Genomic DNA, 24,543 nt, shown 5'->3' with positions numbered 1-24,543 from the left:
CCTGAATTTGAAACCTTCTACACCAAGAACATTCTGCTGAACGAAGGTATCCGGGCTTGGATGGCTCCCACCGACCAACCCCACGAGAAGTTTGTATTCCCCGAAGAAGTGCTGCCTCGCGGCAACGCTCTGTAAGGGAAACCCAACCTATTCGGGCGTTTGGGGCAGGTTTAACCGATCTTACCCAAACCCCACTCAGCAAGGGGCGATCACCGGATCGCCTCTTTTTTATTTATGGCCTATTTATGGCCTACAGCCTAAGGGTTCATGCCAAACCTGGCTCGTTTATCCCCGGCATCCGTGGGCGAGGAGACCGCGCCCTACGGGGTGCTGGACTGGGAATCGTTTTTTCTGCTTCGGATTGGGTGTTACTTTACCTCGTTGGGGCAGGGTTCGCCCTTGGCAAAGGTGCTGATGTTGGACAGGGTGGTATCGGCGATGTTGCCAAGGGCTTCTTGGGTAAAAAAGGCTTGGTGGGCAGTGATCACCACGTTGGAGAAGGACTGCAACAGTTGGAAGGTATCGTCTTGAATGATGGTGCCTGAGAGGTCTTCAAAGAACAGGTCTTCTTCCTCTTCGTAAACATCGGTGCCCAGGTAGCCAATTTGGCCGGATTTAATCCCCTCAATCACCGCTTTGGTATCCATCAACGCGCCACGACTGGTGTTGATCAGCATTACCCCCGGCTTCATATGTTGGATAGTTTCGTCGTTAATTAGGTGGTAGGTGGCGGGCAGGAGCGGACAGTGTAGGGAAATTACGTCCGATTGGGCGAAAAGGTCAGGCAGGTCAACGTAGCTCACACCGAGATCGATACAAGCTTGATTGGGGTAAACATCGTAGGCCAGCAGCCGACAGCCAAAACCCTTCATAATTTGGGCGAAGCATTGACCAATTTTCCCGGTGCCGACGATGCCGACGGTTTTGCCATGCAGGTCAAACCCCAGCAGACCGTTGAGGGCAAAGTTGTCGTCGCGCACTCGGTTGTAGGCCCGGTAGAGGCGACGGTTCAGCATCAAAATCAGCCCTACAGCGTGCTCGGCCACGGCATAGGGCGAGTAGGCGGGCACCCGCACCACGGTAATGCCCAACTCCTTGGCGGCGGCTAAATCCACATTGTTGAACCCGGCACAGCGCAGGGCCACCAGCCGAATTCCCAACTTGGCCAGCTTTTCTAGCACCTTGCGGTTCACCTCGTCGTTGATAAACACACAGACGGCCTCGGCCTCAGCTTCGTGGGCCAGGGATACCGTGGACGGGGTCAGGCGGGCTTCCAGGAAGGTGAAGTCGTGGCCGTGGGGGCCGTTGGCCTGTTCAAAGGAAACTTGGTCGTAGGGCTTGGTGCTAAAAACCGCAACTTTCATGGGGCAATTTGGCTATTCCGCGAAAAATCTGCCCCTAGGGTAACCCTAAGTGGCGGTTTGATGACGTTTTGGAGCCTACCGGAGGATGGTTGTGGCTATGCTGGGAGATGACCCTAGGTGCGATATCCAACGCAGCCACGAGCAAGGGAGGCTAGGGTGAGGGACTGGTGGCTAGGATGTGGTGCTGAAAAAACTGGCGCAGACGGTGGTCGAAGTCGGCCCCGGCTAGGGTGGTGAGATCATTGTGGTCGGCCTTGGGCACTAGCCAGAGATCGGCGGGGGCGGGGGTAGCTTGGTGGAGGGTTTGGCCCATGGTGGCAGGCACCGAGGCATCGGCAAGACCGTGAATATAGAGTGTGGGCAGGGCGAGGTGGGGCACCTTGGCTAGGGAATCAAACTGCTGGGTGAGCATCCGCCGCACCGGGAACCAGGCATTGTAGGTGGAACGTTCCGCCATATCGCCCATGGAGGTAAAGGATCCTTCCACCACGAGGCCAGCCAGGGTAGGAACCCGCAGGGCAAGTTCGATGGCAATGGCTCCACCGAGGGAGTGGCCGTAGGCAATCAGGTGGTGGGGATCAACGGCTTTGTGGGTCACCAAAAACTGGTAGGCGGCGACGGCATCGGCGTAGAGACGAGACTCGTTGGGAAAGGGGCCAGAACTACGGCCATAGCCTCGATAGTCAATGGTGAGTACGGAGGCCCCTAGGGCTCGCAAACGCCGCACTTGGCTGATATTGCTCGCGATACTGCCAGAGTTGCCATGCAAGTAGAGCACTGTGAGGCCGGGAGCCTCTGAGGTGGGTATCCACCAGCCATGGAGGTATCCAGAATCACCATGCCCCTCCACCGGAATCCACACCTCCTCGTAGGGCCGTCCCCAGTCTTGGGGCGTTGCTGGGCCTAGGGCAGTGGGGAGATACATCATCCATCGCTGAATCAGCCGTAGCCACCCACACAACCCTAGGTAGACCAGGCCAGAAACACCCAAAACGCTGAGGAGAAGCTGGAACGAGGGCATAGCGAAGGGCCAGGTAGACGCGTCAGAGTGCTTGTGCTGCTGTCTATTATGTCGGGACTCCGTAGTTTTCACAGCTTCCACTGTGACGCTTTTTCCTCCCCGCTGACGTTTTAATTGTTGGTATAGATCTGGCTGGGGAGGATGGCGACGGGCTCTCCCACGGTGGGCAAGCTGATTTTTTAGGCCGATGGCGAGTATGATAGTGATAACGGTTATCATTTTTGGCGACTATGCTAGAGGTTCAAGACCTATCCGTGCACTATCGGGGGATAGCGGCGCTGCGCCAGGTGTCTGTAGCCCTGGCTCCCGGCGAGTTGGTGGGGCTGGTGGGGCCGAACGGGGCCGGAAAGAGTACCTTTATCAAGGCGTTGTTGGGTTTAGTGCCGTACCAGGGCCGGGTGATATTTCAGGGTGTGCCCCTGCGGCGGCAACGGCGGGCCGTGGCTTACCTACCCCAGCGATCCCGCATTGATTGGGACTACCCGATCACCGCCTGGAATGTAGCCTTGATGGCTCAATCGGCCCTGGCGGGATGGTTCAAGGCTCCTAGTCAGCAGGCCAAACAGCGAACCACCGTAGCCCTAGAACGGGTGGATATGCTGCACTTGGCGGATCGGCCCATCGGCGAACTCTCCGGTGGACAGCAGCAGCGGGTGTTTTTGGCCCGTGCCCTCGCCCAGGAGGCCGATTTGCTCCTGCTCGATGAACCTTTTACCGGAATTGACAAAAAAACGGAAGCCCTCATGCTAGGCATTTTTGCCGAACTCAAGGCCCAAGGCAAAACCCTCGTGGTGTGCAGCCACGAATGGGGCGAGGCGCTGAATCGCTATGATCGGCTGCTGCTGCTGAACCGCACGCTGTTGGCCAACGACGTACCCCAGACGGTGATGACCTTTGAAAACATTCAGCGGGCCTATGGGCAAGCCCCCCTCACCGAGTCGGCCCTACCCGCCTATGCCGAATTTTTCTGCTGATTGAGGGATTGCCATCCATGCCCCCGCTACCAGCGGGCGAGGTTTCCTCGCCCCTACGGTTTGCCGGGCTGGGAATCGGGGTTATCCAATTAGGATTTGGTATGAGGTGTTTAATACAATTCGTACTTCATCCACTGGCAGGGGATGGAACCATTATGGACGGCCCAGCGCTGGGCAGACTTGAGGCCAATGGTGCGGGCGAGGTCTTTGTTGCCGCTGAGGACGAAGGCTGTCCAGCCCTTGAATCGCTGCTTGAGCACGTCTCCCAACTGACGATAGAACGCGGCAAGATCCTCATCCCGGCCTAGCCGTTCCCCGTAGGGCGGGTTGCAGAGAATATAGCCCTGATCGGCGGGGGCAGCAAGGTCTTCAAGTTCCTGCACAAAAAACTGGATCTGATCCGCCAAGCCACAGCGTTCAGCATTGCCCTGGGCTTGCTGAATCACCGCCTCATAGCGATCACAGCCCCAGACGAGGGTCTTGAGTTCCCCACCGTGGCTGGCGTCGGCTTCTTGGCAGAGGTCGTCCCACCATTCAGCGTCAAAATCGGGCCAGGTTTGGAAGCCAAAGGAGTCCCGAAACAGGCCGGGGGCAATCCCTAGGGTCATCAAACTTGCCTCTAGGGGCAACGTCCCCGATCCACAGAGGGGATCGATCAGCGGGACTTCACCCTGCCAGCCCGTCCACTGCACCAGAGCTGCCGCCAGGGTTTCTTTGAGTGGAGCCGCCCCCACCGCCGCCCGATAGCCCCGCCGATGCAGACTGTGGCCAGAGCTATCCAGGCTGACGGTGTAGTGATCGCGGTTTAAGTGCACATTCACCCGCACATCGGGCTGGTGGGCATCCACGCTGGAACGTTCGCCCCAGTGTTCACGCTGCTGATCGACAATGGCGTTCTTCACTTGCAGGGCGGTGAAATGGCTGTGGTTTAAACGGCGGTGCTGGCCCGACACATCCACCGCCAGGGTGCGATCCGGCGGCAGGTAGGGTCGCCAATCAAGGCTTTGAATACCCCGATAGAGGTCTTCGGCATCCACACAGGGGCCATCCCCCAACGGTACCAATACCCGAAAGGCCAGCCGCGACCACAAATTCACCCGATACAGTAGGCCCAAGTCGCCCTGAAACGCCACCCCACAAAAGCCCTCCTTCACGTTCTGGCCACCCAGGGCGGCTAATTCCGTCGCCGCCAGAGACTCTAGCCCGTGGGCAACGGTGGCAAAATACTGGGGCATAGGGCAACGGCGAAGAACGGCAGGATAACCTAGAGGTCTAGTGTTTTGTTAAGACCCATTCCTGGGATACAACCAGGGAACAAAACCTAGGTTATTCTAGTGATAATCTGCGATAGTGGCTTACGCAACTTGGCCCCTAGGCTTGGTTGATGCCACGGTCTATCGTTGTCGAATTCTTGGAGGAACGACTTATTTCTAAGACTCAACTGGTCAATCGGCAAATTCGGGCACCTCAGGTGCTACTGATCGATCATGAAAACCAAAATCAGGGCCTTGTAGACACCCGCGATGCCCTTAGGCTAGCGGAGGAGCAGGGGCTCGATTTGGTGGTGGTTTCCAATGGTAAAGACGCCCCTGTCGCCAAAATTCTGGATTACGGCAAGCTTCAGTATCAGCAAAGTAAGCGACAGAAGCAAAGCTCCAAGCCTTCGCTCAAGGAAGTGAAGCTGCGGCCTAATGTGGGCGAGTCGGACTACCAGCTTCGCATCAAGCGCACGGTGGAATGGCTGTCTAAGGGAGACTCGGTGAAATTTATCATTCGATTGCGGGGCCGTGAACACCAGCACCGCGACCGGGCCGGAGAATTGCTAGACCGGATTGTGCAGGATATTGGCGATGCCGGGAAAGTCCAAGCCCTAGATAAACGTGCCCTCGTGCTGATGATTACTCCGGCCTAGGCGAACGTTGTCCTAGACCAATCGTTTCTGTGGGATGGGCCGTGGTTTACCCACGGCCCATCGTTTTTTTGCCCTCCTCAGCGGAGGTTTGCCCTTAGCCCTGGAGGTTAAGCCCAAGGATCACCCTGAGGTGTCCCAGCCGATGATGGCGGCGACCTGCTGCCACACCTGGAGGGGGTCGAAGGGTTTGGCGATCACTCCGGCAACCCCCAGTTGGGCAAAGCGGGCTTGGTCGCTGGGGAGGACACGGGCGGTCAGCAGAATCACCGGAATGTGACGGGTGATCGGGTTGGCCTGGAGCGTTGCGACGACGGAAACGCCATCCAAGTCAGGCATGGACACATCTAGGACGATAGCGTCCCAGGGGTGATGGCTGGCCAGTTGCAGCCCCTCTTGGCCCGATCCGGCTCCGGTGGTGTGCCAGTGGCCAAATTCCTCTAGGGAGAGGCAGACCACATCACGAATGTCGGGTTCGTCGTCGATGACCAGAATGTGCTTAGCCATGGGGTTCACCATCGGGCCTCGTCGGTAGGGTGAAGTAGAAGGTGCTGCCCTCCCCTAATACGCTCTCGACCCAGATGTTTCCGCCATGCTGGGTAATGATGCTTTTGCAGATCGCTAATCCCAGCCCGGTTCCTCCCCCTCGGCGCGAGTCGGAGACATCCACCTGCTGAAAGCGATCAAAAATGGCCTTGTGCTGATCCGCTGGAATGCCGCGCCCCTGGTCGGTTACGGAGAAGAGGACGGTGTGGGGGGATTGCCATTGCGCCCGTAACCAGATGTGGCTGTGGGCGGGGGAGAATTTGATGGCATTGCTCAGCAAGTTCACCAGGGTTTGGACGATGGCATCGGGGGCCACCCAAACCGTGGCCGGGATGACATCGCGGTGGAGGAAGACCTTGGCGGCAAGGGCAAGGGATTCCACCCCTTCGATGGCGAGATGGATGAGCGAGGCGATCTGACACGGCTCTTGTACTAGCTTGACCTTGCCGGAGGCCAGCCGCTCTAGATCCAGAATGTCATTCACCAGGCGAATCAGACGGTCGGTGTTGACCAGAGACATATCGAGCATGTGCTGGGCCTTGTCGGGGCGGCTGTGGAGGACGCCAGAATCCAGAATGCCCAGGGCTCCGCGAAGGGCCGTTAGGGGGGTGCGGAGTTCGTGGCTGACCATGGCGATAAACTCGTCCTTGAGGCGGTCAATCCTGTGGCGTTCGCTCATGTCGCGCACCACCACCAGCACCTCATCCTCGGTGACGGGCACAATCCGGGCCTCTTCCCAGTAGGTTTGTCCCGCCACGGTAATTTCGTATTCCTGCCGCTGGATGCGCCCCGTGGTTAGGGCCAAGTCAATCAACTGTTGGCGCTGGTTGGCCACGGTGGAGGGCAGGCCCTCGTAGATCGATTGCAGGTGGGCGGTGCCTTTATCCCCCATCCAGTTGGCGGTCTCTAGGTTATAAATCTCGAGGGGAACGCCATCTCGCCCCAGGCGCATCAGCAGGTCGGGGATGGCATTAATCAGCGCTTGCTTGGTTGCATTGCCCTCGGCAATGGAAGCGGTTTGTTCTGCCACCTGCTGTTCCAGTTGCCGTTCATAGTTGGCCTGTAGGATCTCCGCCTGTCGTCGCTCGGTGATGTCTTGGAAGGCGGCAATGCAGTAGCGCACCTGCCCCTGGTCGTCGAAGACGGGAATGCTATGCACCTCTAGGGGAATGCGCTGGCCGTTGATGTCGATTTCTAGGTTATCGGCGTAGGCCGCTCTGCCCTGCAACCCCTGGGCCACGGGAAGATCCTCCACGGGATAGCGCTCCTGACTCCCGGCCAGGTAGAGACCGTAATCCTGCGGCAACTCCGTGAGGTCGCTGGACAAGATGCCCATGGGTAGGATCTGCTGCCCTTTATGGTTGAGAAAGAGAATCCGGCCATCGGGGTCATGGACGCTGATGGCGACGGGCACCCCATCCAGAAAGATGGCCAGGGTATCTTCCCGGTGGCGGAGGGCTTGCAGAGAACTCATCAACTGCCGAACCATCTCGTCAAACCGCTGGCGGAGGGCGTTGACCTCTTGGATATGGCTGGGCGGACTGGGGGGTAGGGCGGTGGCCCCCTGGGCAAAGGATTCTGTGGCTTGCTGAAGGGCCAGGATGGGCTTGGTGATGACGGTTGCCGTCCAAATGCCGAGGCCCGTGGAACCGATCAGCGCTAGGGCGCAGAACAGAAGGGTGCGGGCGAAGTTGGCGTAGAGGGTGGCCATAAACTCCCGGCTGGGCATGGCCGTCACCATCAGCCAATCGAGTTCCCCATCCATGGGGCTGGCGTGGAGGAAATAGGGCTGGGACTCAAACCAAAAGGTCAAAAAGGTGGGTGATTTGAGGTTGCCCAGACGGTCATACTGACTCACGATCTCCTGCACCGCCGCCTTGGTCAGGGCATGGTCACTTTGGTACCAAGCCAATTGGCGATATTGGGCTGGGGCATGGAGGGGGAGATCCTCCGCCACCTCGGTGAAAAATACGGCTTCTCCCGTGGAGGTGGCCACTAGGGCACCATTCGCATCGAGTAAGAGCACCTGTCCTTCGCGGGGATGCACCACCGTCTGTAACACCTGACTCAGATCTGGCAGCAACACCCCAGCCCTGGAGACCCCTTTTAATTCCCCTCGACGGTTGTAGACGGGCTGGGATCGTACCATCGCCAAGAGGGGGTGATCATGGCCGGGGTGCAGCGTTACCTTGAGATGCCAAATCCCCTGGGTAGTGCTCTCCGCTTCCAAGTACCCTGACGGATCGGGGGCATCCAGGGAGAGATGATCCTCTGGGCGCATCGCCACCGGGCGGCGGTTTTGCCCGTTGGCATCCCCCTGGTAATGGTAGAGGCGATGATCTCGCTGGGTCATGTTGCGGTGACGGATGAGGGTTTGGTCGTTGCCCAGCCGCGACACCCCGAGGAAGGATCCGGCGGGGGTGGCCATGGTTAACTGGATAATCTCTGGAAACCCCTGTATCTGTTGAAGGAAATCGGTCTCCAGGCGATCCAGGGCTGGCCCCTGGCCTTGGTCTGTGATCATCACCTGGGCATTGACTCGGGTTAGGGTTTTGGGTACCTGAAGGTAGGTCTCTAGGTTAGCCTCCACCCGCTGCCCCATTTCCACCATCAGTTGGCGGGCCATATCCTGCACTGCCCGCTGCCCACTGCGGTAGGACACATAGCCCACCAGCCCCGTAATCCCCAGTACTTGGAGCACAAAGGGAACAATCAGCAGGGTACGTAGGGAAATGGCCATGGTGCCTGGGTCTGTCCTTCGCTACCGCGTGATGGGATAGAGGGATAGGGTATTGCCGCCCCTCGCCTGGGCCTCCCGGAGGGCTTGATCGGCGGCTACCATCAACTGTTCCGGATCGAGGGGATCGGTGGGAATGGTGCCACTAATGCCCAGGCTGAGGGTGAGGTGGGGACGGTGGCGGCTAGCGCCATGGGGAATACACAGTTGATCCAAGGTTTGCTGAATTCGGGTGGCTACCCGCAGAGCGCCATCAAGGTTGGTATTGGGCAGCACTAGGCTAAATTGGGTATCGCCAGAACGAGCCACGAGATCAATATGGGGATTAATCGTATGGTACAGGGTGCGGGCCACCCGCCGCAGGATCCCATGACTGGCCCCCTGGCCGTAGGTCTGCTGATAGGCGTCGAAGTCGTCGAGGGTGCAGCGAACCAGGGCTAGGGGAGCTCGATCTTGGCGATGGCGATCCCACTGTTGCCGCAAAAAAACGTCCAGGTGCTTGCCATTGGACAACTGGGTGAGGGGGTCGTGATGGCCCGACTGTACCCAGTGCAAGGCTCGCTGCTGATGCATTTGATCGAGTTGTTGGCGCAGGCGCGACCGCTCCACCCGGCTGAGCACCCGCGTCACCAGTTCTGGCCCCACAATGGGCTTGCCAATCAGGTCATCCCCCCCGGCCTCAAACACCTGGCTCACCGTCACCGTATCGGGACAGGTGGCCAGCATCAGGGTGGGCAAATTGCCGTAGGTGGGATCTTGGCGCACCACCTGGCACAGATCAAACCCGCTAAAGGTGGGGGTATCCAAGGCCAAAATTAAGAGATCGGGCTGCACCCGTCGCAACTGATCCCAAAATTGTCGGGGATCGCTGAGGCCAAACACCTGTAACCCCCAGGGCGGCAGTAAATCCTGGATGGTGGACAGGGTCAGGGGATCGTCATCCACCACCAGCACCCGCGACTCTGGCGGCTGGGTGCAGGGCAAAACCTGATCCAGGGCGTCTATCACCTGGCTGATACTCACCGGGGCGACGAGGTAGCGATGCCCCTGCAAGCGGGCCACCTGTACGCGCTCTTCCAGGCTCTCCTGGGAGGTGATGACCAGTACGGGCAGGTGGGGATAGTGGCCCCGAAGCGCTTGGAGTGGATCCAGTTTGGCGGCAGCGGCGGAATCGATCCCCAGCAGCACGGCCCCCACCTGGGGATTGAGGGGCGTGGTATCTAGGTCGGGCAGGGAGGCCCAGATCTCCACCCCATAGCCCCTCTGGGGTAAACAGGCTTGCAGTTGTTGGGCCATAGCCTCCCCCACATTGACCACCAACACCCGACAGCCCAGGGTCGATCCGCTGGTGCTCCCATGGCTGTTGCCCCCATGGGTTATCTCCGAGTGGGGTGTCTCCGAGTGGGTTGTCTCCGAATGGGGTGTCTCCGAGTCTAGGTTGTCCCGTTCTCCCGGTGGATCGTCCCGTGCGATCTCCTGCTGGAGTTGCTGGAAGGCCTGGGTGATCTGGGCCACCTGATCGGCGGTGGGGTCAACCGCTTGCTCCAAAAGCGTTTCTAGGCAACGGGCGGGGGCTGTTCCTCCATAACCAAAGGTGCCCAGCCCCCCCGCCAACTGGTGGGCCTCGGCGATGGCGGCGCGGCGGTCTGGGTCGGCCAGCCCCATGGTTTGCAAGGTGTGAATGGCCCGATTGAGGCGATCCAGGCGGTCGGGCAGTGATGCCTGGAACCGCTGGGCAATGATGGCGATCCCGGTAGCGACCGATGGCGGCGAATTAGTCGGGGGCTGGGCATCATTCTGGGGATCGGTTCTCGGCTGGGTATCGTTGAGATAACTTGGTGATGGCGGCGGTGATGCACCGTTGTCGCTGGGCGGATCCGAGACTACGCCCTCTGGTGAATCCGCCCCCTCAATAGGTTCGGTGGGATCTCCCAGGCGGTAGCCCAGCCCGTAAACGGTTTGGATGACCGTTTCGGCAATGCCGCTACGCTTCAGGCGGTTACGGAGATCTTTCACCAGGTTGGTGACGGCTCCCTCGGTGGGGGAGTCGTCGATGGTCCACAGGTGGTCGAGGATATTGCTCCGACTGAAGACCCGGTGAGGGTGGCGTAGAAACAGCTCCAGCAGGCTATATTCCTTGGGGGTGAGGGGAACCACCGCCCCATCGTAGGTGACTTGAGCAAGGCCGGGATCGATCTGCATTCGCCCCCAGACCAGGGAGGGAATTTCCGTGGCCACCACTCCCCGCCGCAGCAGTGCCCGCACCCTGGCCATCACGCTCTGCACCTCAAAGGGCTTCGTCACGTAGTCGTCGGCCCCGGCATCGAGGCCCGTAATGATGTGTTCATCCCCCGTTTTGGCCGTCAGGATGAGAATGGGGGTGGTGGTGCCCCGGCGTCGCAGGTGCCGACAGAGGCTGAGGCCATCCAGATGGGGCAAGTTCAAGTCCAGAATAATCAGGTCATAGTTCCAATCCAGGGCCAGCGCTAGGGCAATTTGGCCATCGGTAGCCTGTTCTACCGTGTAACGGGCAGCGGTTAAATGCAACGCCAACAATTGGCGCGTGGCGGGATCATCTTCAACCAGGAGAATTTTCATAGAACCAGCGAATACCGAGCGCAAAGCCCCAGATTCTGCATTTTTTAGGGTATCGCTAAATCCTTGACTTTCCCAGGTGAGTAAAGTGAGAAACCGTGTCCCCCGGTTCTAGGGCGGTTCTTCAACCGGGCTGAGGCCGTGTTCGATAGAGACTATCAGAGGCGAAAACCGTTGAAAACTGTGGGTTAGAGCCGATCAATTGCGGACAACTCGGCCCCTGGGCTTGGCACCAGGCCATTCTCCGCTAGCCCTTTTTGTACCTGTTCGATCAGCCAATGGTTGAACAGTTCATCCAACAACCGTTGACGAGTGACCTCGTCGAGCTTGGCGGGTAAGAACTTTTCTAACCTAACGACCACAAACCAATCGCCCACTTTGGTGGGGGGCCACAGTTGGCCGGGCTGGCTAATGGACAAAATTCGCCCTAGGGCGGCATGGGGCACCGATAGTTCCACGGGGCCGATCAATCCTCCGGTTTGGGCCTCCTGCCCTTCGGAATACTGGCGGGCCAGGTCAGCAAAGGGCTCCCCGTCGTCTTGAATGCGAAAATAAAGCTCCTGGGCCATCCCCGCCTCGCGGGTGCGAATGAGGGAATACAGCACCCGATCCATCTGGGTTTTGCGCTGTAAAAAGTAAGATTCGACCTTGTTACCCCAGGTGTCTAGCTTAAATTGATGCAGTCGCCGTTCTCGCTGGGCCAGGGGGGCTAGATCCGCCTCTACGAACCCTCGCTGTTCTAAATAGGTCTTGCACTGCTCTGGGGCCGTCAGTTGATTCGCCTGCCTGAACTGATCGACGGCGGCGGCGGCTTCCTCCTCCGTGAGGGTAAAGGGGGCAATGGCTTGGTCGATCACGACCTCCCGCAGGAAGGCGGGCAATAGACCATAGCGCCTCAGGCATGGCAGCAGATCCGTCGCCGCTAGGGCCACCTCTCCCACTTGCAGGGCCACCTTCCCATCGGGCACCTGTGGCACCTCACTAAAGTCATCATCAGCGGGCAACCCAGACACGGTATCACCTCTTTGCCACAACTCCTCAGCCCAACCTTAACGCAATCTGGTAGTGCATTAATCTACGGGTCAGAGAAAAAACAGCCAAAAACAGCAATCTACTGCTGTAAGGTCTCTAGGGTAGCCTGATTATTCTCTAGCCTGTACGAAATAGGACTACCCGCAATCTTTTCCCCTTGCCGCAGTTTTCTCCTGACCACCGCCCCAGGCGACGGCGTATCCGGATCCGGTTGCCATCGGCCAGCGCCTGGGAGATCCCCCTAAATCCCCCTTAGTAAGGGGGACTTTGATGACGGTTTCCCCTTACTAAGGGGGGCTTTAACTTCGGTTCCCCCCTTGGCAAGGGGGGCTAGGGGGGATCAAGATCAGCGGTTGCCCACATAATCGTCGCGGATGCCCTTGGCATTGAGGGCATCCCCCAGGCGAGACAGGGCATGGACATAGGCGGCGGTGCGGACAGAGATCGTCTTTTCCTGGGCGATTTGCCAAATGTGGTCGGCTTCGGTCACCATCATGCCCTGCAACCGCTGGTTAACTTCCTGCCGCGACCAGTACAGCCCGCTGCGGTTTTGCACCCATTCAAAGTAGCTGACCGTGACGCCCCCGGCATTGACCAAAATATCCGGGAAAACGGTGATGTCCTTGTCCTCCAAGATGAGATCGGCATCGGCGCTGATGGGGCCATTGGCCACCTCAAAAATATAGCGGGCCTGGATTTGGGCGGCGTTTTCGGCGGTAATTTGGTTTTCTAGCGCCGCCGGAATCAAAATGTCCACATCCAGGGTCAGCAGGTCTTCGTTGGTGAGGATGGTGTGATCTTGCATAATGTTGCAGACCGTGCCCTCGCAGTAAACCGCTTGCAGGCTACGGTGGCTGGTTTTGAACTGCTGAATGCTGGGAATATCTAGCCCCTGGGGGGAAAATACGCCGCCCTGGGAGTCGCTCACCGCCACCACCCGATACCCAGCATCAAACAGCAACCGCGCCACAATGCTGCCCGCATTGCCAAAGCCCTGCACCGCCACCGTGGTCATTTGGGGCAGCTTGCCCACCTTCGCCATCATCGCCTCGATCACGTAGAACGCACCCATGCCCGTCGCCGTATCGCGGCCCTCGCTGCCGCCCATACTCAGGGGTTTGCCCGTGATCACCGCCGGACTGTGCTTGCGCCGAATGATGCTGTACTGATCCACCATCCAGCCCATAATCAGGGCGTTGGTGTACACATCCGGGGCGGGAATGTCCACATCGGGGCCAATGAAATCGGCAATGGCGTCGATGTAGCCCCGACTGAGGCGCTCCAGCTCAAACTTGGAAAGCTCCTTGGGGTTGACGGTGACGCCGCCCTTGCCGCCCCCCAAGGGCAAATTCAAGGCCGCACATTTAAACGTCATCCAAAAGGCCAGGGATTGCACCTCATCCAGGGTGACGCTGGGATGGTAGCGAATGCCCCCCTTGGCGGGGCCACGGGTATCGTCGTAGCGCACCCGATAGCCCTGAAACACCCGCAGGCTACCGTCATCCATCCGCACCGGAATTGACACCGTGAGGCTGGCCTTGGGATAGCGTAGCCGCTCCGCAGCATCCTCAGAAATGGTGACGTACTTCAGGGCACGTTCTAAACGACGGTTGGCATCAGACAGGATGGAGGTGGCCATAAAATTCCCAAAACACGTTGGACAGCGACCCGGCAGAGTTCCCTCCGGTCGTGCCGTATCCTCAACATTCCGCCAAACGCCCCTCGTCCCATCAATTGGCAATAATTTGTATCACACCTCGCTCCCTAACCTCCGTAAAAGTCTTCGTCTAGAATCTCCTGGATAGAAAAAGGGCAACTCAGCGGATAGTCGGCCCCGGATGGTGTAGAAATTCCAAATTTTGCCAGCTTACCCTCCTTAATCGCAATCTTGCGAGCATTAGGATAGGCTTGCTCCATCGCTTCCACTAGAAAAGTCTTCAGCGACGGGGTACCCTCCAAGCTATCCAACACCCGCTGACGATGTTCAATGACGGAGCTATACCAGCTTCTCTGCATGGTTTCTGGAGCCGTAGATTGAACCCGCAGTTTCAGCAAATGGGCCAGAAGGATCGTGAGGTTGCTCTTCAGGGCATTCTTTTCGGATCGGCCCAACTCTGTCAACTCCTCAATTAAATGTTCAATATCTAGCCCCTCAAACTGCCGATTTTGTAGTTGCTGTACCGTCTGGCTGAGCCATTGCTGAAAATCATGGTCGTAGAGAGTCTTGTCCATCGTCTGACCTCACGGCAAAGGCATCTGTCCCACTGGCAAAGTATTCTAGCGTCGTGGGGTCGGGCTGACTGTCAAAGTACTTGGCCAGCACTTGCTCGAACACCGACCCCGGTGGCGAGACCCTGGCGAACAGGGTGCAGCAGGAACGCAGCTTTTGATCATCCGGTGTGCCAAAAATGTCGTAGGCCGATAGCCCCTCTAAGGCCAGAACGGCTGCGGTAATTTCTAGCAACCGTGGCCCCAGGATAGAATGCTGCAAATAGGCTTTGGCCTCTGCGGCATCCCCAATGGCATAGGTTTGGGACATCTCACTAAAGCCGAGTCCCTGAATCTGCGGGAAGATGTACCACATCCAGTGGGACTGTTTGTAGCCGTTACGCACCTCGTCCAGGGCGATGGCATAGTCCTCCTGTTGAGCCCGCACAAAGCGGTCGAGATCATCCTCACCTGCTGGGAAATTAGGCGGCAGCGCACTCATGGGACAACCTCACGGAACAACCTAGACTCACAGAACAACCTAGAATGGAGGGGATGACAGTCCCGACTGCATGATTTTCCTGCATCTAGGCCATGACTGCACAGCCCCAACCCGAACCTACCCTACGAGACCTCGCTAACAAGCTTGATCAGATCACGCTTGATGTTGATAAACTTACCGCCGATGTGGATCAGCGGTTTGATACGCTCAGCCGCGAGATGGAACGCTCTAACGACAAGTTTGATGCCTACCAAAAAGGTACCCAATGGGTGGTGCAGTTGGCATTTACCCTGATTGCCAGCGCCACCATCACCGTTATCTTAACCACGGTATTTAAGTAATTCGTAGGATGGGCACTGCCCACCAGTTGAGGTAATCCGTAGGATAAACACCGCCCACCAACCTTAATTCAGCGCCATTCCACCTACGATCCCTAACATGCGTAAAAGCCTTCGCCATCCCACCAGGAAGCGATTCCAAGGGCAGATCTAAAACAGGAAATACCGCTGGGCCATGGGCAGCACGTCGGCGGGTTCGCAGGTGAGCAGTTGTCCATCGGCGCGGACTTCGTAGGTTTCGGGGTTCACCTCCATGTGGGGTTGGTAGGTGTTGAGTTTCATGTCGGCCTTGCTGAGGTTGCGGCAGTTGACCACCGCAGGGGTAGCTTTGCCCAGACCAATTTGGGCAGGAATTCCCAGTTCCAGGGCCGCTTTGGAGACAAAGGTGAGCGACGTAGCGGCCATCGCGCCGCCAAAGCTACCGAACATGGGCCGCATGTGGACGGGCTGGGGGGTGGGGATACTGGCGTTGGGGTCGCCCATTTGCGCCCAGGCGATGGCCCCGCCCTTGATCACAATTTCCGGTTTCACCCCAAAGAAGGCGGGTTTCCACAGGCAAATATCCGCCAGCTTACCCGCTTCGATGGAACCCACATGGTCGGCAATGCCGTGGGTGATGGCGGGGTTGATGGTGTATTTGGCCACGTAGCGCTTGGCTCGGTGGTTGTCGTTGCGGTCAGAATCTTCCGCCAGTGGCCCCCGCTGCACCTTCATTTTGTGGGCGGTCTGCCAGGTGCGGATAATCACCTCGCCCACCCGCCCCATGGCCTGGGAGTCGGAGGCAATCATACTAAAGGCCCCCAGGTCGTGGAGGATGTCTTCGGCGGCGATGGTTTCCCGGCGAATGCGGGACTCGGCAAAGGCGATGTCTTCGGGAATGCTGGGGCTGAGGTGGTGGCAGACCATCAGCATATCCAGGTGTTCGTCCAGGGTGTTGCGGGTGTAGGGGCGGGTGGGGTTGGTGGAGGAGGGCAGCACGTTGGCCTCGCCACAGACCTTGATGATGTCCGGCGCGTGGCCACCCCCAGCCCCCTCGGTATGGTAGGTGTGGATCACCCGATTTTTGAAGGCGGCGATGGTGTCCTCCACAAAGCCCGCTTCGTTGAGGGTGTCGGTGTGGATGGCCACCTGAATGTCGTACTCATCGGCGACGGCCAAGCAGGTGTCGATGGTGGCGGGGGTCGTGCCCCAGTCCTCATGGAGCTTGAGGCCCATGGCTCCGGCCTTGACCTGCTCCACCAGAGCCTCCGGTAGGGCACTGTTGCCCTTGCCCATAAAGCCCAGGTTCATGGGGAAGGCTTCCGCCGCTTGCAGCATCCGCCACATATTCCACGCCCCAGGGGTGCAGGTGGTGGCATTGGTTCCTGTGGCTGGCCCTGTGCCGCCGCCGATCATGGTGGTAACACCGGAGGCAATGGCGGTCTCAATCTGCTGAGGGCAAATGAAATGGATGTGGGTATCAATGCCGCCAGCGGTGACGATCATGCCCTCGCCTGCGACGACCTCGGTACCAGGGCCAAGGATGATATCAACGTTGTCTTGGATGTAGGGGTTGCCCGCCTTGCCGATGGTGTGAATGTTGCCGTCTTTAATGCCAATGTCGGCCTTAACGATGCCCCACCAGTCCAAAATCAGGGCATTGGTGATCACCATGTCCACGGCCCCGGCCTCGCGCCCAATGGGAGACTGGCCCATGCCGTCGCGGATCACCTTGCCGCCGCCAAATTTCACCTCGTCTCCGTAGGTGGTGAAGTCCTGCTCTACCTCAATGATCAATTCCGTGTCGGCCAGACGGATGCGATCACCCACCGTAGGGCCAAAGGTTTCCGCGTAGGCACGGCGATCCATGCGATAGCTCATGGGGACTCCTGTTGAGGATGGAGATCGGGGAAAAGCTGACAGACTCTAGAATGCGGGATTTCCCGCCGTTGGTCAATCCACCTTACCGAGGTTAAAGGCGTGGGTGGGCATCTCTGTGGTAGTCTGGGTAAGGTACAGATCAGGGACATTGTGCCCCTGTTTTGCTGTCTAAACGGATCGCCTAGGACTGCGGGAGGTGGCACAGACCGTCCTGAGGCATATCTAAAAAGCATTTTGGTTGGTCAAGGCTCCCCTTGGCCAGGTTCTTGGTCGTTAGGTAGCCCTAGTTTATCGGGTTTACCTTGATAGCTTCCTAGACCATTGGTTTTGTCGTGATTGTTTCGGTATCCATTACCATTGCAGGAGAAATAGGCAAGTTCGTATGACTCAAGTTGTTGTTGGTGAAAACGAAGGGATTGAATCAGCCCTGCGTCGCTTTAAGCGGCAGGTGTCAAAGGCTGGTATTTTTTCTGAAGTCAAGCGTCGCCGCCACTTCGAGACGCCCCAGGAAAAGCGCAAGCGCAAGGCCGTGGCTCGCCGCAAAAAGCGTTACCGCTAAAGCCGGACTGATTGTGTTACTAAATCCATGGATCTATGGATCTTGAAATCTGTAGGTCATGACATGGGCTAAAAAGAGGTGCCGATGATTCGACACCTCTTTTTTAGTGGGGTTTTATGGCCGTTGTGAGAGCCGTCTACGGGTTGCCGTAGGCGACATTGGGCCTCCCTGAACCCGAAGTTTTCCGCTTAGGCGTTCTTGGCCAGAACGCCATGGTTAAAGATGGGCATCCACCGAGGGCACGGGTTGGGGGGCTAGTTCGGGTAGACGAATTTGGCTGACCTGGGGCTGGTGACCGAGCCACTGCACCGCCAACCGCCGAAAGTCCTTGGCGGAACCGCTGACATAGAAATCCGTGGCCCAGGCGGCGGTGTTGCTGCGGAGGCCGAGGGCATCAAGCTCCTTGGCGGCGGCGGCGACCATGGAAACCGCTGGATCAACGTACTGGGTTTTGGCGGGCAGGATGGTCTTCAGCAGGGGGGCCAGGTGGGGGTAGTGGGTGCAGCCGTAGATCAGGGTATCTACCTGGGCTTCCATTAAGGGGCTAAGGTAGGCTTCGGCGGTTTGGCGAGCGTGGGGCTGCTGAATTTGGTTGCCCTCCACGATGGTGACAAACTGGGGACAGGCCACCTGCCAAACTGGGGTCTGGGGGGAAAGCTCTTGGATGGCGCTGGGATAGGCTTGGCTGTTGACGGTGGCCTGGGTGGCAATGATACCGATACGCTGACCTACCTGGGTAGCGGCTTGGGCACCGGGGCGAATCAGGCCCAAAATGGGAAAGTCATACTCAGACTGCACAATATCCAGGGCCAGGGCGGAGCTGGTGTTGCAGGCCATCATCACCATTTTGACGTTCTGGCTGGCCATCCAGGTGAGAATCTGGCGCACAAAGTAGAGAATTTCTTCGGGGGAACGGGAACCGTAGGGCAGGCGGGCCGTGTCGCCAAAATACAGCACCGACTCCTGGGGCAGTTGGCGATAGATTTCCCGCAGCACCGTGAGGCCACCCACGCCGCTATCAAAAATGCCGATGCGGGCAGGGCCAGGGGAGGCGAGGTGACGGCGTTGGAACCCGTTGTTCATAAGTACTTATGCCTATTTAGACGCCAGAGGATTCCATAGAGTGTAGCGGGTCTAGGCGGTTGAATCAAACTAGGGGAAAAATCCTGCCCCAGGTGAGGCGGCAAAAGCGATCTTCCCCTGGCCATAGGGTTCGAGTCGGCGGCACGTTGGGCGGGCCTAGTCCTGGTTGGGGGCTTGGGTGACCGTGGCGAGGGAGTCGCTTTCCTTCAGGGGTGGCTCATCGACATCTTTATCCACAAATACCAGGCGCAGCAACGGTGGGGCCAGGAAGGTGGTCAAGATCACCATCACAATGATGGCGGCATCTAGGGATTCTGTCAGCACACCACTGGCCGCTCCCACCCCGGCAAAGACAAGGCCCACCTCCCCACGGGGCACCATGCCAATGCCCACGGCGAGGCGGTTGATACCCGGTTGGCCAAACACCGCAAAGCCCGTCACCACCTTGCCCACAAAGGCCACGACGACCAAGAAGGACGCGATGATCAGGCCAGGACGGTTGTTGGGGTCGAGGGGGTTGAGGACGCTGATGTCGGTTCTGGCCCCCACGGTGATGAAGAAAATCGGTACCAGCATATCGGCAATGGGGCTAATTTGTTCTTCGAGTTCTTTATGCTTGCTGGTTTCGGCCAAAATCAACCCGGCGGCAAAGGCTCCCAGGATCGCCTCTAGATGGATGGCCGAGGCAATGTAGGCCAGCACAAAGGCGAAAATCAGGGAACTAATCAACACCTGGCCACGGGTGCGTAGCTTCTCCACCAGGGCGACAAAATATGGGCTGAGCAAGCGTCCCAGAAAGATCGAACCCACCAGGAAAACAGCGGCCCCAATCACCAGGTAGACCACGTTGAGGATTTCGATTTCCCCGGTTTTGGCGAGGCTGGCCACCACCGCTAGGACAATGATGCCCAGTACGTCATCGAGCACAGCGGCTCCGATGATGATTTGGCCCTCGGTGGAGCTCAGCTTTTGCAGTTCTGCCAGTACCTTGGCCGTAATTCCGATGCTGGTGGCCGTTAGCGCTGCCCCGGCAAACACCGCTGGGATGGTATCCACCCCAAACAGGCCAATCAGCCCCGCTGTCCCTGCTGCGAAGGGGACGACAACGCCAATCACCGCCACCACCGCCGCCTGGGGGCCAACCCGAATCAACTCCTTCAGGTCAGACTCTAGGCCAATCTCAAACAAGAGGATGATCACCCCCAGTTCCGCCAGCACCGAGAGGGCTTCGCTTTCGCCCGCAAACACCCGTGAGAGGCCGTCTTCGGGGGCAATACCCGTCACCCAGCTCACAAAGTTCATCAGTATCGAGTCTGGGTTGGTCCCTGCTTCGGGGAACACAATCAGATGCAGGGCCGACACCCCCACAACCACGCCCCCTAGCAGTTCGCCTAACACAGGCGGCAGGTTCACGCGGGCACACAGTTCGCCGCCGATCTTGGCCGCTAGATAGACCACAATCAGGCTCAGCAACACGCTAGCCAACACCAGGGGTTCAACTTCGGCTTCGGCAATCTCGGCCAACCACGGCACCGAGGGAGTGGTGGTTGACAGGAAACCGTGGGAAACCAAACCGTGGGAAACCAAATCTTGGGAAAATAACGGGGGGGCGGTGCCGACTAGGCCGCTGATCCAATCCACCATTCAGGCCGCCAAAACTCAACCTATCCAATGTACATGAGTTTTCTGTTTGCAAAGAGTTCGCCACAAGCGGCAAAAAAGGCCAAAATCCACGGAGAAACCGAGGGAAGATTCCCCCTAGCCCCCCTTAACAAGGGGCGAAACAAATTCAAAGTCCCCCTTAATCAGGGGGATTTAGGGGGATCCTCCAGGAATGACGACATCAGAACCATCTATTCCTAAGCCGTAGCCCAGGGGGATCGAGATTTAGGGCGGGGTTACACAAACATGCGGTGGGAGAGGGAAGGCATTTGGCGGCGCACCTGGGCGAGGCGGTTGGGGTTGATTTCGGCGATGGCCACCCCGGTCGATGTCCCGGCATCGGCTAGCACCATACCCCAGGGGTCGATGATCATGGCGTGGCCATGGGATTGGCGACGGTTGTTGTGGAACCCGGTTTGGGCCGGGGCGATGACGTAGCAGGTATTTTCGATGGCGCGGGCCTGCAAGAGCACCTGCCAGTGATCTTTCCCGGTGAATTCGGTGAAGGCGGCGGGCACCACCAAAATTTCTGCCCCCTGCTGGGAGAGGTGGCGGTAGAGTTCGGGGAAGCGCACGTCATAGCACACCGATAGGCCGATGATGCCGAAATCCTTAGACGGGAAGACATCGGGCAGCAGGTGGCCGGAAATGACAATGTTGGATTCGCGGTAGGTGTTACCGTCGGGCAGGTTAACGTCGAACAGGTGAACTTTTTCGTAGCGCAGCAACTCTTGGCCTTCGGGGGAAACCAACAGAGCCGTGTTGAACACCTTGCCTTCCTTGGCCGGGACGGGGTAGCCACCGCCGATCAGCGTCACCTGGTAGCGCTGGGCCATGGTTTTGAGGAAGGTTTCGCTGGCCTGACAGATCCGCTCGGCCTGGGCAATTTTGGCGTCCTCATCCCCCAAAAAGGAAAAGTTCTCTGGCAGGGTGACCAGCTCTGCCCCCTGGCGCACCGCCAAATCAATTAACTCTTCGGCCTGGGCCAGATTTTTGTCGAGGTCTGGCACACTGGTCATTTGGATGGCGGCTGCCCGGTAGGCTCTCATAGAATCGGCGGTTAGGTATAGGGTCGAACCTCAATTTTATGCGCTAGGGGAACCCCTTAACGGTGTGGAGGTGATCCTGGGAGAAAAATCCTGGCTTTGCCGCCGAAATCTTCAACCACCCCAGTCCAGCCCCGATGCCATGTGGGGGTCACGAGGTCTTGCGGTCAATCCCCATGGCCTTGTTCCTGGTGGCGTTAGCGGGGCTTAACCGCTGGCCCTCTACCCAATCCAGCACTCGGTTCCAGGCCCACCAGGGGTCTGGGTCGTTGGCAAGCTGTTGCCCCATGGGGCCGCTGTAGTAGCCAACGTGACCGCCATACTCCGTGACGACGACCTCCAGATGGGGGCTTTGTTTGCCCAGGGCGATTAGCTCAGGCACAATGTCTGGGCTGAACAGCGGATCATCGGCGGCGTAGAGAATGAGGGTGGGCACCGTCAGATCGGCCAAAAAGGGCAGGGGGCAACTGGCGGCATAGTAATCTTCTACGGTGGCAAAGCCCAAACGGGGGATCACCAACTCGTGGTCAAAGCCCCAAATGCTGTTCGCCCGCTGGATGGCCGCTAGGTCAAACTCCTGAGGATGGTATTGGTGCAATTTCAGCGCCAAACGCTTGAGTTCCTTCGCAATGGCCTGCTCTAGATACTGCCCCAAGGGAGCCGCCATCAGGTAGGGCAGAGAACGATTGGCGTCTAGGTTGGGACAGATTACCGCTACGCCGCCCATGTCCTCCGGCTGGAGCGGTGACTCTTGGGGCAGGTGCATGGCCGACTTACCCGCCCACAGCGCCAGTTGGCCACTGAGGGAATAGCCCACAAACCAGTAGGGCGGCGGACAACCCAACGCCTTGGCCTGGGCCGCGAGGGCCACATAGTCATCCCCTTCGTAGAGACCGTCGGAGGTGAGGGTGGGGGAAAGTTCTGCCGTTTTGCCGTGGGCTCGCCAGTCGAACAGCAGCACCCCATAGCCCCGATGGTAGGCTTTGCGACCCAGAATTTCCAAAAACCACTGATCTTCGAGACTGCCTGTGATGCCGTAGGTGGCAATCAGGGTGCCCTTGGCCTGGGGAGGCGTGGCCCACTGCCCAAACAGCGGCACCCGGCCCGGCCCCTCAAAAATATGGTCTTGATAGGGTACTGGGGGCAGTTGGATCGTTTTAGTCCAGGTGTGGGGCGCGACGAGGGCCATGTAGAGGGTCATCAGCAACCCAGATCGCAGATACCACGGCGGCAGAAAAGGCACATCTGGGCAGGAATCAACAGGCATCGGCACACCGTAACCATAGGTTGGAAGCAAAGGGGCGAGGCTAGGGGAGGCCATCACACAGCCCTCTCCCCTAGCCTGACATGGTTTCCCCGGTTTGGGATCAGCTAGGCAAAAGTCCTATGGGGTAGCAAAAGGGAGGATCCCCCGATCACGCTTCCAACGCCCGCTTAGAAGGGAAAGGGCTTGTAGGGAATCCACTGTGCCCATAGCCGCGCCAGGGTGCCGTTTAGAATCAACTGGTTCAGGGCATGGTTGAGGGCGTCGAGCAGTTCTCGGTTTCCGGGCAATACGCCCACTCCAAAGGGGTGTTGCGTGGGCCGTTGGCAGGCCACCCGCAGCCCAGGGTTATCCGCTTCCACCGCTAGCAGCAGCACGGCGTCCTCTAGCACGGCGTCCAACTCTCCGGCCTCTAGGGCGGCAATCATCGTGCCAAAGGCGGCGGCGTGGTCGGCAAAGGTGACCCACTCCAGGTCAGGGAAATCCTCCTGGAGCAGGATAGAAGGCCGCGTTTCCAAGGTGCCTAGGCGTTTCCCCGCGAGATCGTTGATATCCCGAACAGGGCTGTCCTCCCGCACCAAAACGGCCTCATCAAAGCGACCGTAGGGACGGGTGAAATCGGCCCAGGCCCGCCGTTCCTGGGTAATCGCCTGGTTAAACCACACCACATCGTACTGCCCACCGCTGAGGGCCGTATAGAACTGATCCATGGGATAGTTCACCCAAACAGGCTCAAGGGCAAGCTGTTTGCATACCGCCCTGGCTACCGCTGGTTCGTAGCCTAGGCGCTCCTCCCCTTGCAGAAAGCTCATGGGCCGCGCATCAAAGCCACTGGCAATAATCGACAATTGACCAGGAGAAACCGTTGTGAAGGTCATAGTCGCTGCTCGATACTGAGGGTCATTGTTGCATTAAATACCCTTGCACCCAAGCTGGGGAACACCCCCTAAGCCCCTTGAAATCCTTGGCCTTTCGTGGAAAGGTGAAGACAGTGTTGATGTGACCCCATTCTCGCATGACCGTTGGAAATCCCGCCTCCGATCCAGCCTTTGCCCCGCTCCGCGAACTGCGCCCCCTGCTGTTGAAGGCCCACAAACATCTGATGGAGGCCGAAAAAGATGCCTACGAAGCCATCTATGGCCCCATTTCCCACAAGGGCGAGTACCTGCGCCTGGTTCTGAGTCACGAGCAATTTAGCTGGCTGCGCCCCATTTCCCAATTCATTGTGCAGATAGATGAGGTGTTGATGGCGAAAAAACACCAGCCCCTCGAACGCGCCAATGAACTCATGGTAGAGGCTCGCCACCTGCTCCAGACGACAGAAATTGGCCACGCCTTTCAAGAAAGAAGCGCCCTAGCCGCCGAACGAGATCCCGAAATGGCCGCTATGGTGCTACGAATTGCGGAATTGCTGGATTCTATGGAGGTCTCCAGCCCATAACGGCCCTCTGGCCTAGCCCAGCATCACAACATGCTGCTGGCGGTCGTAGTGGATGCGGCCCCCATCCACCATTTCACAGAGGCTATCGGCCAAGGGAGTCATAATTTCGCACATGGGCTCATGGAGTTGTTGGGCGCATTCCTGAGCCAGTTCGCAAATGCTGTAGGCGTGGTCAGACAAGAGCTTGACTACGAGTTGTTGAAGGGACGCCATGAAGGTCATATCTGAAGAGTCAATCATGAGTATAATTGCCTAACGCTTCATCTCCCATTACGCCATGACCAACCCAACGGGGCAACCATTGTGGCGAAGTTGACGGAAAACGATAGGGTTCTTGATGGGCCGTTAGGTTTGTTTACGGGATCTTCAGAAAATCGGTCTCTTCCCAGGCTGTAGATCTGT

The 24,543-nt window shown here is 58.3% G+C and carries 22 protein-coding genes and 1 pseudogene; 6 read left to right on the top strand and 17 right to left on the bottom strand.

Annotated features, from left to right (window positions below):
• Nucleotides 1-135 (top strand): annotated as a pseudogene (locus H6G62_RS05170) (photosystem II D2 protein (photosystem q(a) protein)); the annotation flags it as partial.
• A 233-nt stretch (nucleotides 136-368) separates the two neighbouring features.
• Here the strand turns inward: H6G62_RS05170 and H6G62_RS05165 are convergent.
• Together H6G62_RS05165 and H6G62_RS05160 are read right to left on the bottom strand one after the other, a co-directional pair.
• Nucleotides 369-1,364 carry a 2-hydroxyacid dehydrogenase gene (locus tag H6G62_RS05165; RefSeq protein WP_190493045.1) on the bottom strand — a complete coding sequence of 332 codons (996 nt, stop codon included), beginning with the start codon at nucleotides 1,362-1,364 and terminating at the stop codon, nucleotides 369-371.
• 151 nt (nucleotides 1,365-1,515) lie between these two features.
• Nucleotides 1,516-2,385: an alpha/beta hydrolase gene (locus H6G62_RS05160; protein ID WP_199324755.1), complete on the bottom strand. Its 870-nt coding sequence runs from the start codon at nucleotides 2,383-2,385 to the stop codon at nucleotides 1,516-1,518.
• A 230-nt stretch (nucleotides 2,386-2,615) separates the two neighbouring features.
• Here H6G62_RS05160 and H6G62_RS05155 point away from each other — a divergent pair, with 230 nt between their 5' ends.
• Nucleotides 2,616-3,359 (top strand): ABC transporter ATP-binding protein, encoded by a 744-nt coding sequence (locus tag H6G62_RS05155; protein WP_190493044.1) that lies wholly within the window; start codon nucleotides 2,616-2,618, stop codon nucleotides 3,357-3,359.
• Nucleotides 3,360-3,469: 110 nt separating this feature from the next.
• Here H6G62_RS05155 and H6G62_RS05150 read toward each other — a convergent pair whose 3' ends face one another.
• Entirely contained in the window at nucleotides 3,470-4,594 is a 1,125-nt protein-coding gene (locus H6G62_RS05150; RefSeq protein ID WP_190493043.1) for a THUMP domain-containing protein, read from the bottom strand.
• Nucleotides 4,595-4,743: 149 nt separating this feature from the next.
• Here H6G62_RS05150 and infC point away from each other — a divergent pair, with 149 nt between their 5' ends.
• The gene (gene infC, locus H6G62_RS05145; protein WP_190493042.1) at nucleotides 4,744-5,271 is read left to right on the top strand and encodes a translation initiation factor IF-3; all 528 of its coding nucleotides are present in this window, start codon (nucleotides 4,744-4,746) and stop codon (nucleotides 5,269-5,271) included.
• A gap of 120 nt (nucleotides 5,272-5,391) precedes the next feature.
• Here infC and H6G62_RS05140 read toward each other — a convergent pair whose 3' ends face one another.
• The 7 genes from H6G62_RS05140 to H6G62_RS05110 form a co-directional block, all read right to left on the bottom strand.
• Nucleotides 5,392-5,775, bottom strand: coding sequence for a response regulator (locus H6G62_RS05140; protein WP_190493041.1), 384 nt, complete (start codon nucleotides 5,773-5,775; stop codon nucleotides 5,392-5,394).
• Entirely contained in the window at nucleotides 5,768-8,554 is a 2,787-nt protein-coding gene (locus H6G62_RS05135; RefSeq protein WP_190493040.1) for an ATP-binding protein, read from the bottom strand. Before H6G62_RS05135 ends, H6G62_RS05140 begins: the two co-directional genes overlap by 8 nt.
• Nucleotides 8,555-8,575: 21 nt before the next feature.
• Nucleotides 8,576-11,149 (bottom strand): response regulator, encoded by a 2,574-nt coding sequence (locus H6G62_RS05130; protein ID WP_190493039.1) that lies wholly within the window; start codon nucleotides 11,147-11,149, stop codon nucleotides 8,576-8,578.
• A gap of 185 nt (nucleotides 11,150-11,334) precedes the next feature.
• Entirely contained in the window at nucleotides 11,335-12,159 is an 825-nt protein-coding gene (locus tag H6G62_RS05125) for a peptidylprolyl isomerase (RefSeq protein WP_347239298.1), read from the bottom strand.
• A gap of 365 nt (nucleotides 12,160-12,524) precedes the next feature.
• Complete coding sequence (locus H6G62_RS05120; RefSeq protein WP_190493038.1) at nucleotides 12,525-13,817, bottom strand: Glu/Leu/Phe/Val dehydrogenase; 1,293 nt, start codon at nucleotides 13,815-13,817, stop codon at nucleotides 12,525-12,527.
• A gap of 125 nt (nucleotides 13,818-13,942) precedes the next feature.
• Complete coding sequence (locus H6G62_RS05115; RefSeq protein ID WP_190493037.1) at nucleotides 13,943-14,410, bottom strand: DUF29 domain-containing protein; 468 nt, start codon at nucleotides 14,408-14,410, stop codon at nucleotides 13,943-13,945.
• A complete protein-coding gene (locus H6G62_RS05110; RefSeq protein ID WP_190493036.1) occupies nucleotides 14,385-14,888 on the bottom strand; it encodes a DUF1810 domain-containing protein in 504 nt (167 codons plus the stop codon). Before H6G62_RS05110 ends, H6G62_RS05115 begins: the two co-directional genes overlap by 26 nt.
• A gap of 92 nt (nucleotides 14,889-14,980) precedes the next feature.
• On the opposite strand from H6G62_RS05110, the gene H6G62_RS05105 reads away from it, so the two are divergent.
• Nucleotides 14,981-15,229, top strand: a complete 249-nt coding sequence (locus H6G62_RS05105; protein ID WP_190493035.1) for a hypothetical protein — start codon at nucleotides 14,981-14,983, stop codon at nucleotides 15,227-15,229.
• A gap of 147 nt (nucleotides 15,230-15,376) precedes the next feature.
• Here H6G62_RS05105 and ureC read toward each other — a convergent pair whose 3' ends face one another.
• Entirely contained in the window at nucleotides 15,377-17,086 is a 1,710-nt protein-coding gene (gene ureC, locus H6G62_RS05100) for an urease subunit alpha (RefSeq protein ID WP_190493034.1), read from the bottom strand.
• 382 nt (nucleotides 17,087-17,468) lie between these two features.
• Here ureC and rpsU point away from each other — a divergent pair, with 382 nt between their 5' ends.
• The gene (gene rpsU / locus H6G62_RS05095) at nucleotides 17,469-17,645 is read left to right on the top strand and encodes a 30S ribosomal protein S21 (RefSeq protein WP_035985692.1); all 177 of its coding nucleotides are present in this window, start codon (nucleotides 17,469-17,471) and stop codon (nucleotides 17,643-17,645) included.
• 216 nt (nucleotides 17,646-17,861) lie between these two features.
• On the opposite strand, the gene murI is transcribed toward rpsU, so the two are convergent.
• The 5 genes from murI to H6G62_RS05070 form a co-directional block, all read right to left on the bottom strand.
• Nucleotides 17,862-18,728: a glutamate racemase gene (gene murI, locus H6G62_RS05090; protein WP_190493033.1), complete on the bottom strand. Its 867-nt coding sequence runs from the start codon at nucleotides 18,726-18,728 to the stop codon at nucleotides 17,862-17,864.
• Between the two features lie 156 nt (nucleotides 18,729-18,884).
• On the bottom strand, nucleotides 18,885-20,372 hold the full coding sequence (locus H6G62_RS05085; protein ID WP_190493032.1) for a cation:proton antiporter: 1,488 nt from the start codon (nucleotides 20,370-20,372) through the stop codon (nucleotides 18,885-18,887).
• Between the two features lie 254 nt (nucleotides 20,373-20,626).
• The gene (locus tag H6G62_RS05080) at nucleotides 20,627-21,439 is read right to left on the bottom strand and encodes a carbon-nitrogen hydrolase family protein (protein WP_190493031.1); all 813 of its coding nucleotides are present in this window, start codon (nucleotides 21,437-21,439) and stop codon (nucleotides 20,627-20,629) included.
• Nucleotides 21,440-21,587: 148 nt separating this feature from the next.
• On the bottom strand, nucleotides 21,588-22,703 hold the full coding sequence (locus H6G62_RS05075; RefSeq protein WP_190493030.1) for an alpha/beta fold hydrolase: 1,116 nt from the start codon (nucleotides 22,701-22,703) through the stop codon (nucleotides 21,588-21,590).
• A 167-nt stretch (nucleotides 22,704-22,870) separates the two neighbouring features.
• On the bottom strand, nucleotides 22,871-23,578 hold the full coding sequence (locus H6G62_RS05070) for an ABC transporter substrate-binding protein (protein WP_190493029.1): 708 nt from the start codon (nucleotides 23,576-23,578) through the stop codon (nucleotides 22,871-22,873).
• Between the two features lie 137 nt (nucleotides 23,579-23,715).
• Between H6G62_RS05070 and H6G62_RS05065 the strand changes: the two genes are divergently transcribed.
• Nucleotides 23,716-24,141, top strand: coding sequence for a hypothetical protein (locus H6G62_RS05065; RefSeq protein ID WP_190493028.1), 426 nt, complete (start codon nucleotides 23,716-23,718; stop codon nucleotides 24,139-24,141).
• Nucleotides 24,142-24,153: 12 nt separating this feature from the next.
• Here H6G62_RS05065 and H6G62_RS05060 read toward each other — a convergent pair whose 3' ends face one another.
• The gene (locus tag H6G62_RS05060) at nucleotides 24,154-24,381 is read right to left on the bottom strand and encodes a hypothetical protein (RefSeq protein ID WP_190493027.1); all 228 of its coding nucleotides are present in this window, start codon (nucleotides 24,379-24,381) and stop codon (nucleotides 24,154-24,156) included.
• Nucleotides 24,382-24,543: the final 162 nt, after the last annotated feature.

Origin of the sequence: Phormidium sp. FACHB-1136 (assembly GCF_014697375.1) — a bacterium.
In the GTDB taxonomy this organism is placed as follows: domain Bacteria; phylum Cyanobacteriota; class Cyanobacteriia; order Phormidesmidales; family Phormidesmidaceae; genus Nodosilinea.
The sequence above is the reverse complement of the archived record's forward strand: the minus strand, read 5'-3'. Positions and strand labels throughout refer to the sequence as shown.

Coding starts and splice junctions, on each gene's coding strand:
- H6G62_RS05140 (WP_190493041.1), bottom strand. CDS start 5,775: ATGGCTAAGCACATTCTGGTCATCGACGACGAACCCGACATTCGTGAT.
- H6G62_RS05060 (WP_190493027.1), bottom strand. CDS start 24,381: ATGATTGACTCTTCAGATATGACCTTCATGGCGTCCCTTCAACAACTC.
- ureC (WP_190493034.1), bottom strand. CDS start 17,086: ATGAGCTATCGCATGGATCGCCGTGCCTACGCGGAAACCTTTGGCCCT.
- H6G62_RS05150 (WP_190493043.1), bottom strand. CDS start 4,594: ATGCCCCAGTATTTTGCCACCGTTGCCCACGGGCTAGAGTCTCTGGCG.
- H6G62_RS05120 (WP_190493038.1), bottom strand. CDS start 13,817: ATGGCCACCTCCATCCTGTCTGATGCCAACCGTCGTTTAGAACGTGCC.
- H6G62_RS05130 (WP_190493039.1), bottom strand. CDS start 11,149: ATGAAAATTCTCCTGGTTGAAGATGATCCCGCCACGCGCCAATTGTTG.
- infC (WP_190493042.1), top strand. CDS start 4,744: ATGCCACGGTCTATCGTTGTCGAATTCTTGGAGGAACGACTTATTTCT.
- H6G62_RS05070 (WP_190493029.1), bottom strand. CDS start 23,578: ATGACCTTCACAACGGTTTCTCCTGGTCAATTGTCGATTATTGCCAGT.
- H6G62_RS05115 (WP_190493037.1), bottom strand. CDS start 14,410: ATGGACAAGACTCTCTACGACCATGATTTTCAGCAATGGCTCAGCCAG.
- H6G62_RS05075 (WP_190493030.1), bottom strand. CDS start 22,703: ATGCCTGTTGATTCCTGCCCAGATGTGCCTTTTCTGCCGCCGTGGTAT.
- murI (WP_190493033.1), bottom strand. CDS start 18,728: ATGAACAACGGGTTCCAACGCCGTCACCTCGCCTCCCCTGGCCCTGCC.
- H6G62_RS05160 (WP_199324755.1), bottom strand. CDS start 2,385: ATGCCCTCGTTCCAGCTTCTCCTCAGCGTTTTGGGTGTTTCTGGCCTG.
- H6G62_RS05080 (WP_190493031.1), bottom strand. CDS start 21,439: ATGAGAGCCTACCGGGCAGCCGCCATCCAAATGACCAGTGTGCCAGAC.
- H6G62_RS05165 (WP_190493045.1), bottom strand. CDS start 1,364: ATGAAAGTTGCGGTTTTTAGCACCAAGCCCTACGACCAAGTTTCCTTT.
- H6G62_RS05105 (WP_190493035.1), top strand. CDS start 14,981: ATGACTGCACAGCCCCAACCCGAACCTACCCTACGAGACCTCGCTAAC.
- H6G62_RS05135 (WP_190493040.1), bottom strand. CDS start 8,554: ATGGCCATTTCCCTACGTACCCTGCTGATTGTTCCCTTTGTGCTCCAA.
- H6G62_RS05065 (WP_190493028.1), top strand. CDS start 23,716: ATGACCGTTGGAAATCCCGCCTCCGATCCAGCCTTTGCCCCGCTCCGC.
- H6G62_RS05110 (WP_190493036.1), bottom strand. CDS start 14,888: ATGAGTGCGCTGCCGCCTAATTTCCCAGCAGGTGAGGATGATCTCGAC.
- H6G62_RS05155 (WP_190493044.1), top strand. CDS start 2,616: ATGCTAGAGGTTCAAGACCTATCCGTGCACTATCGGGGGATAGCGGCG.
- rpsU (WP_035985692.1), top strand. CDS start 17,469: ATGACTCAAGTTGTTGTTGGTGAAAACGAAGGGATTGAATCAGCCCTG.
- H6G62_RS05085 (WP_190493032.1), bottom strand. CDS start 20,372: ATGGTGGATTGGATCAGCGGCCTAGTCGGCACCGCCCCCCCGTTATTT.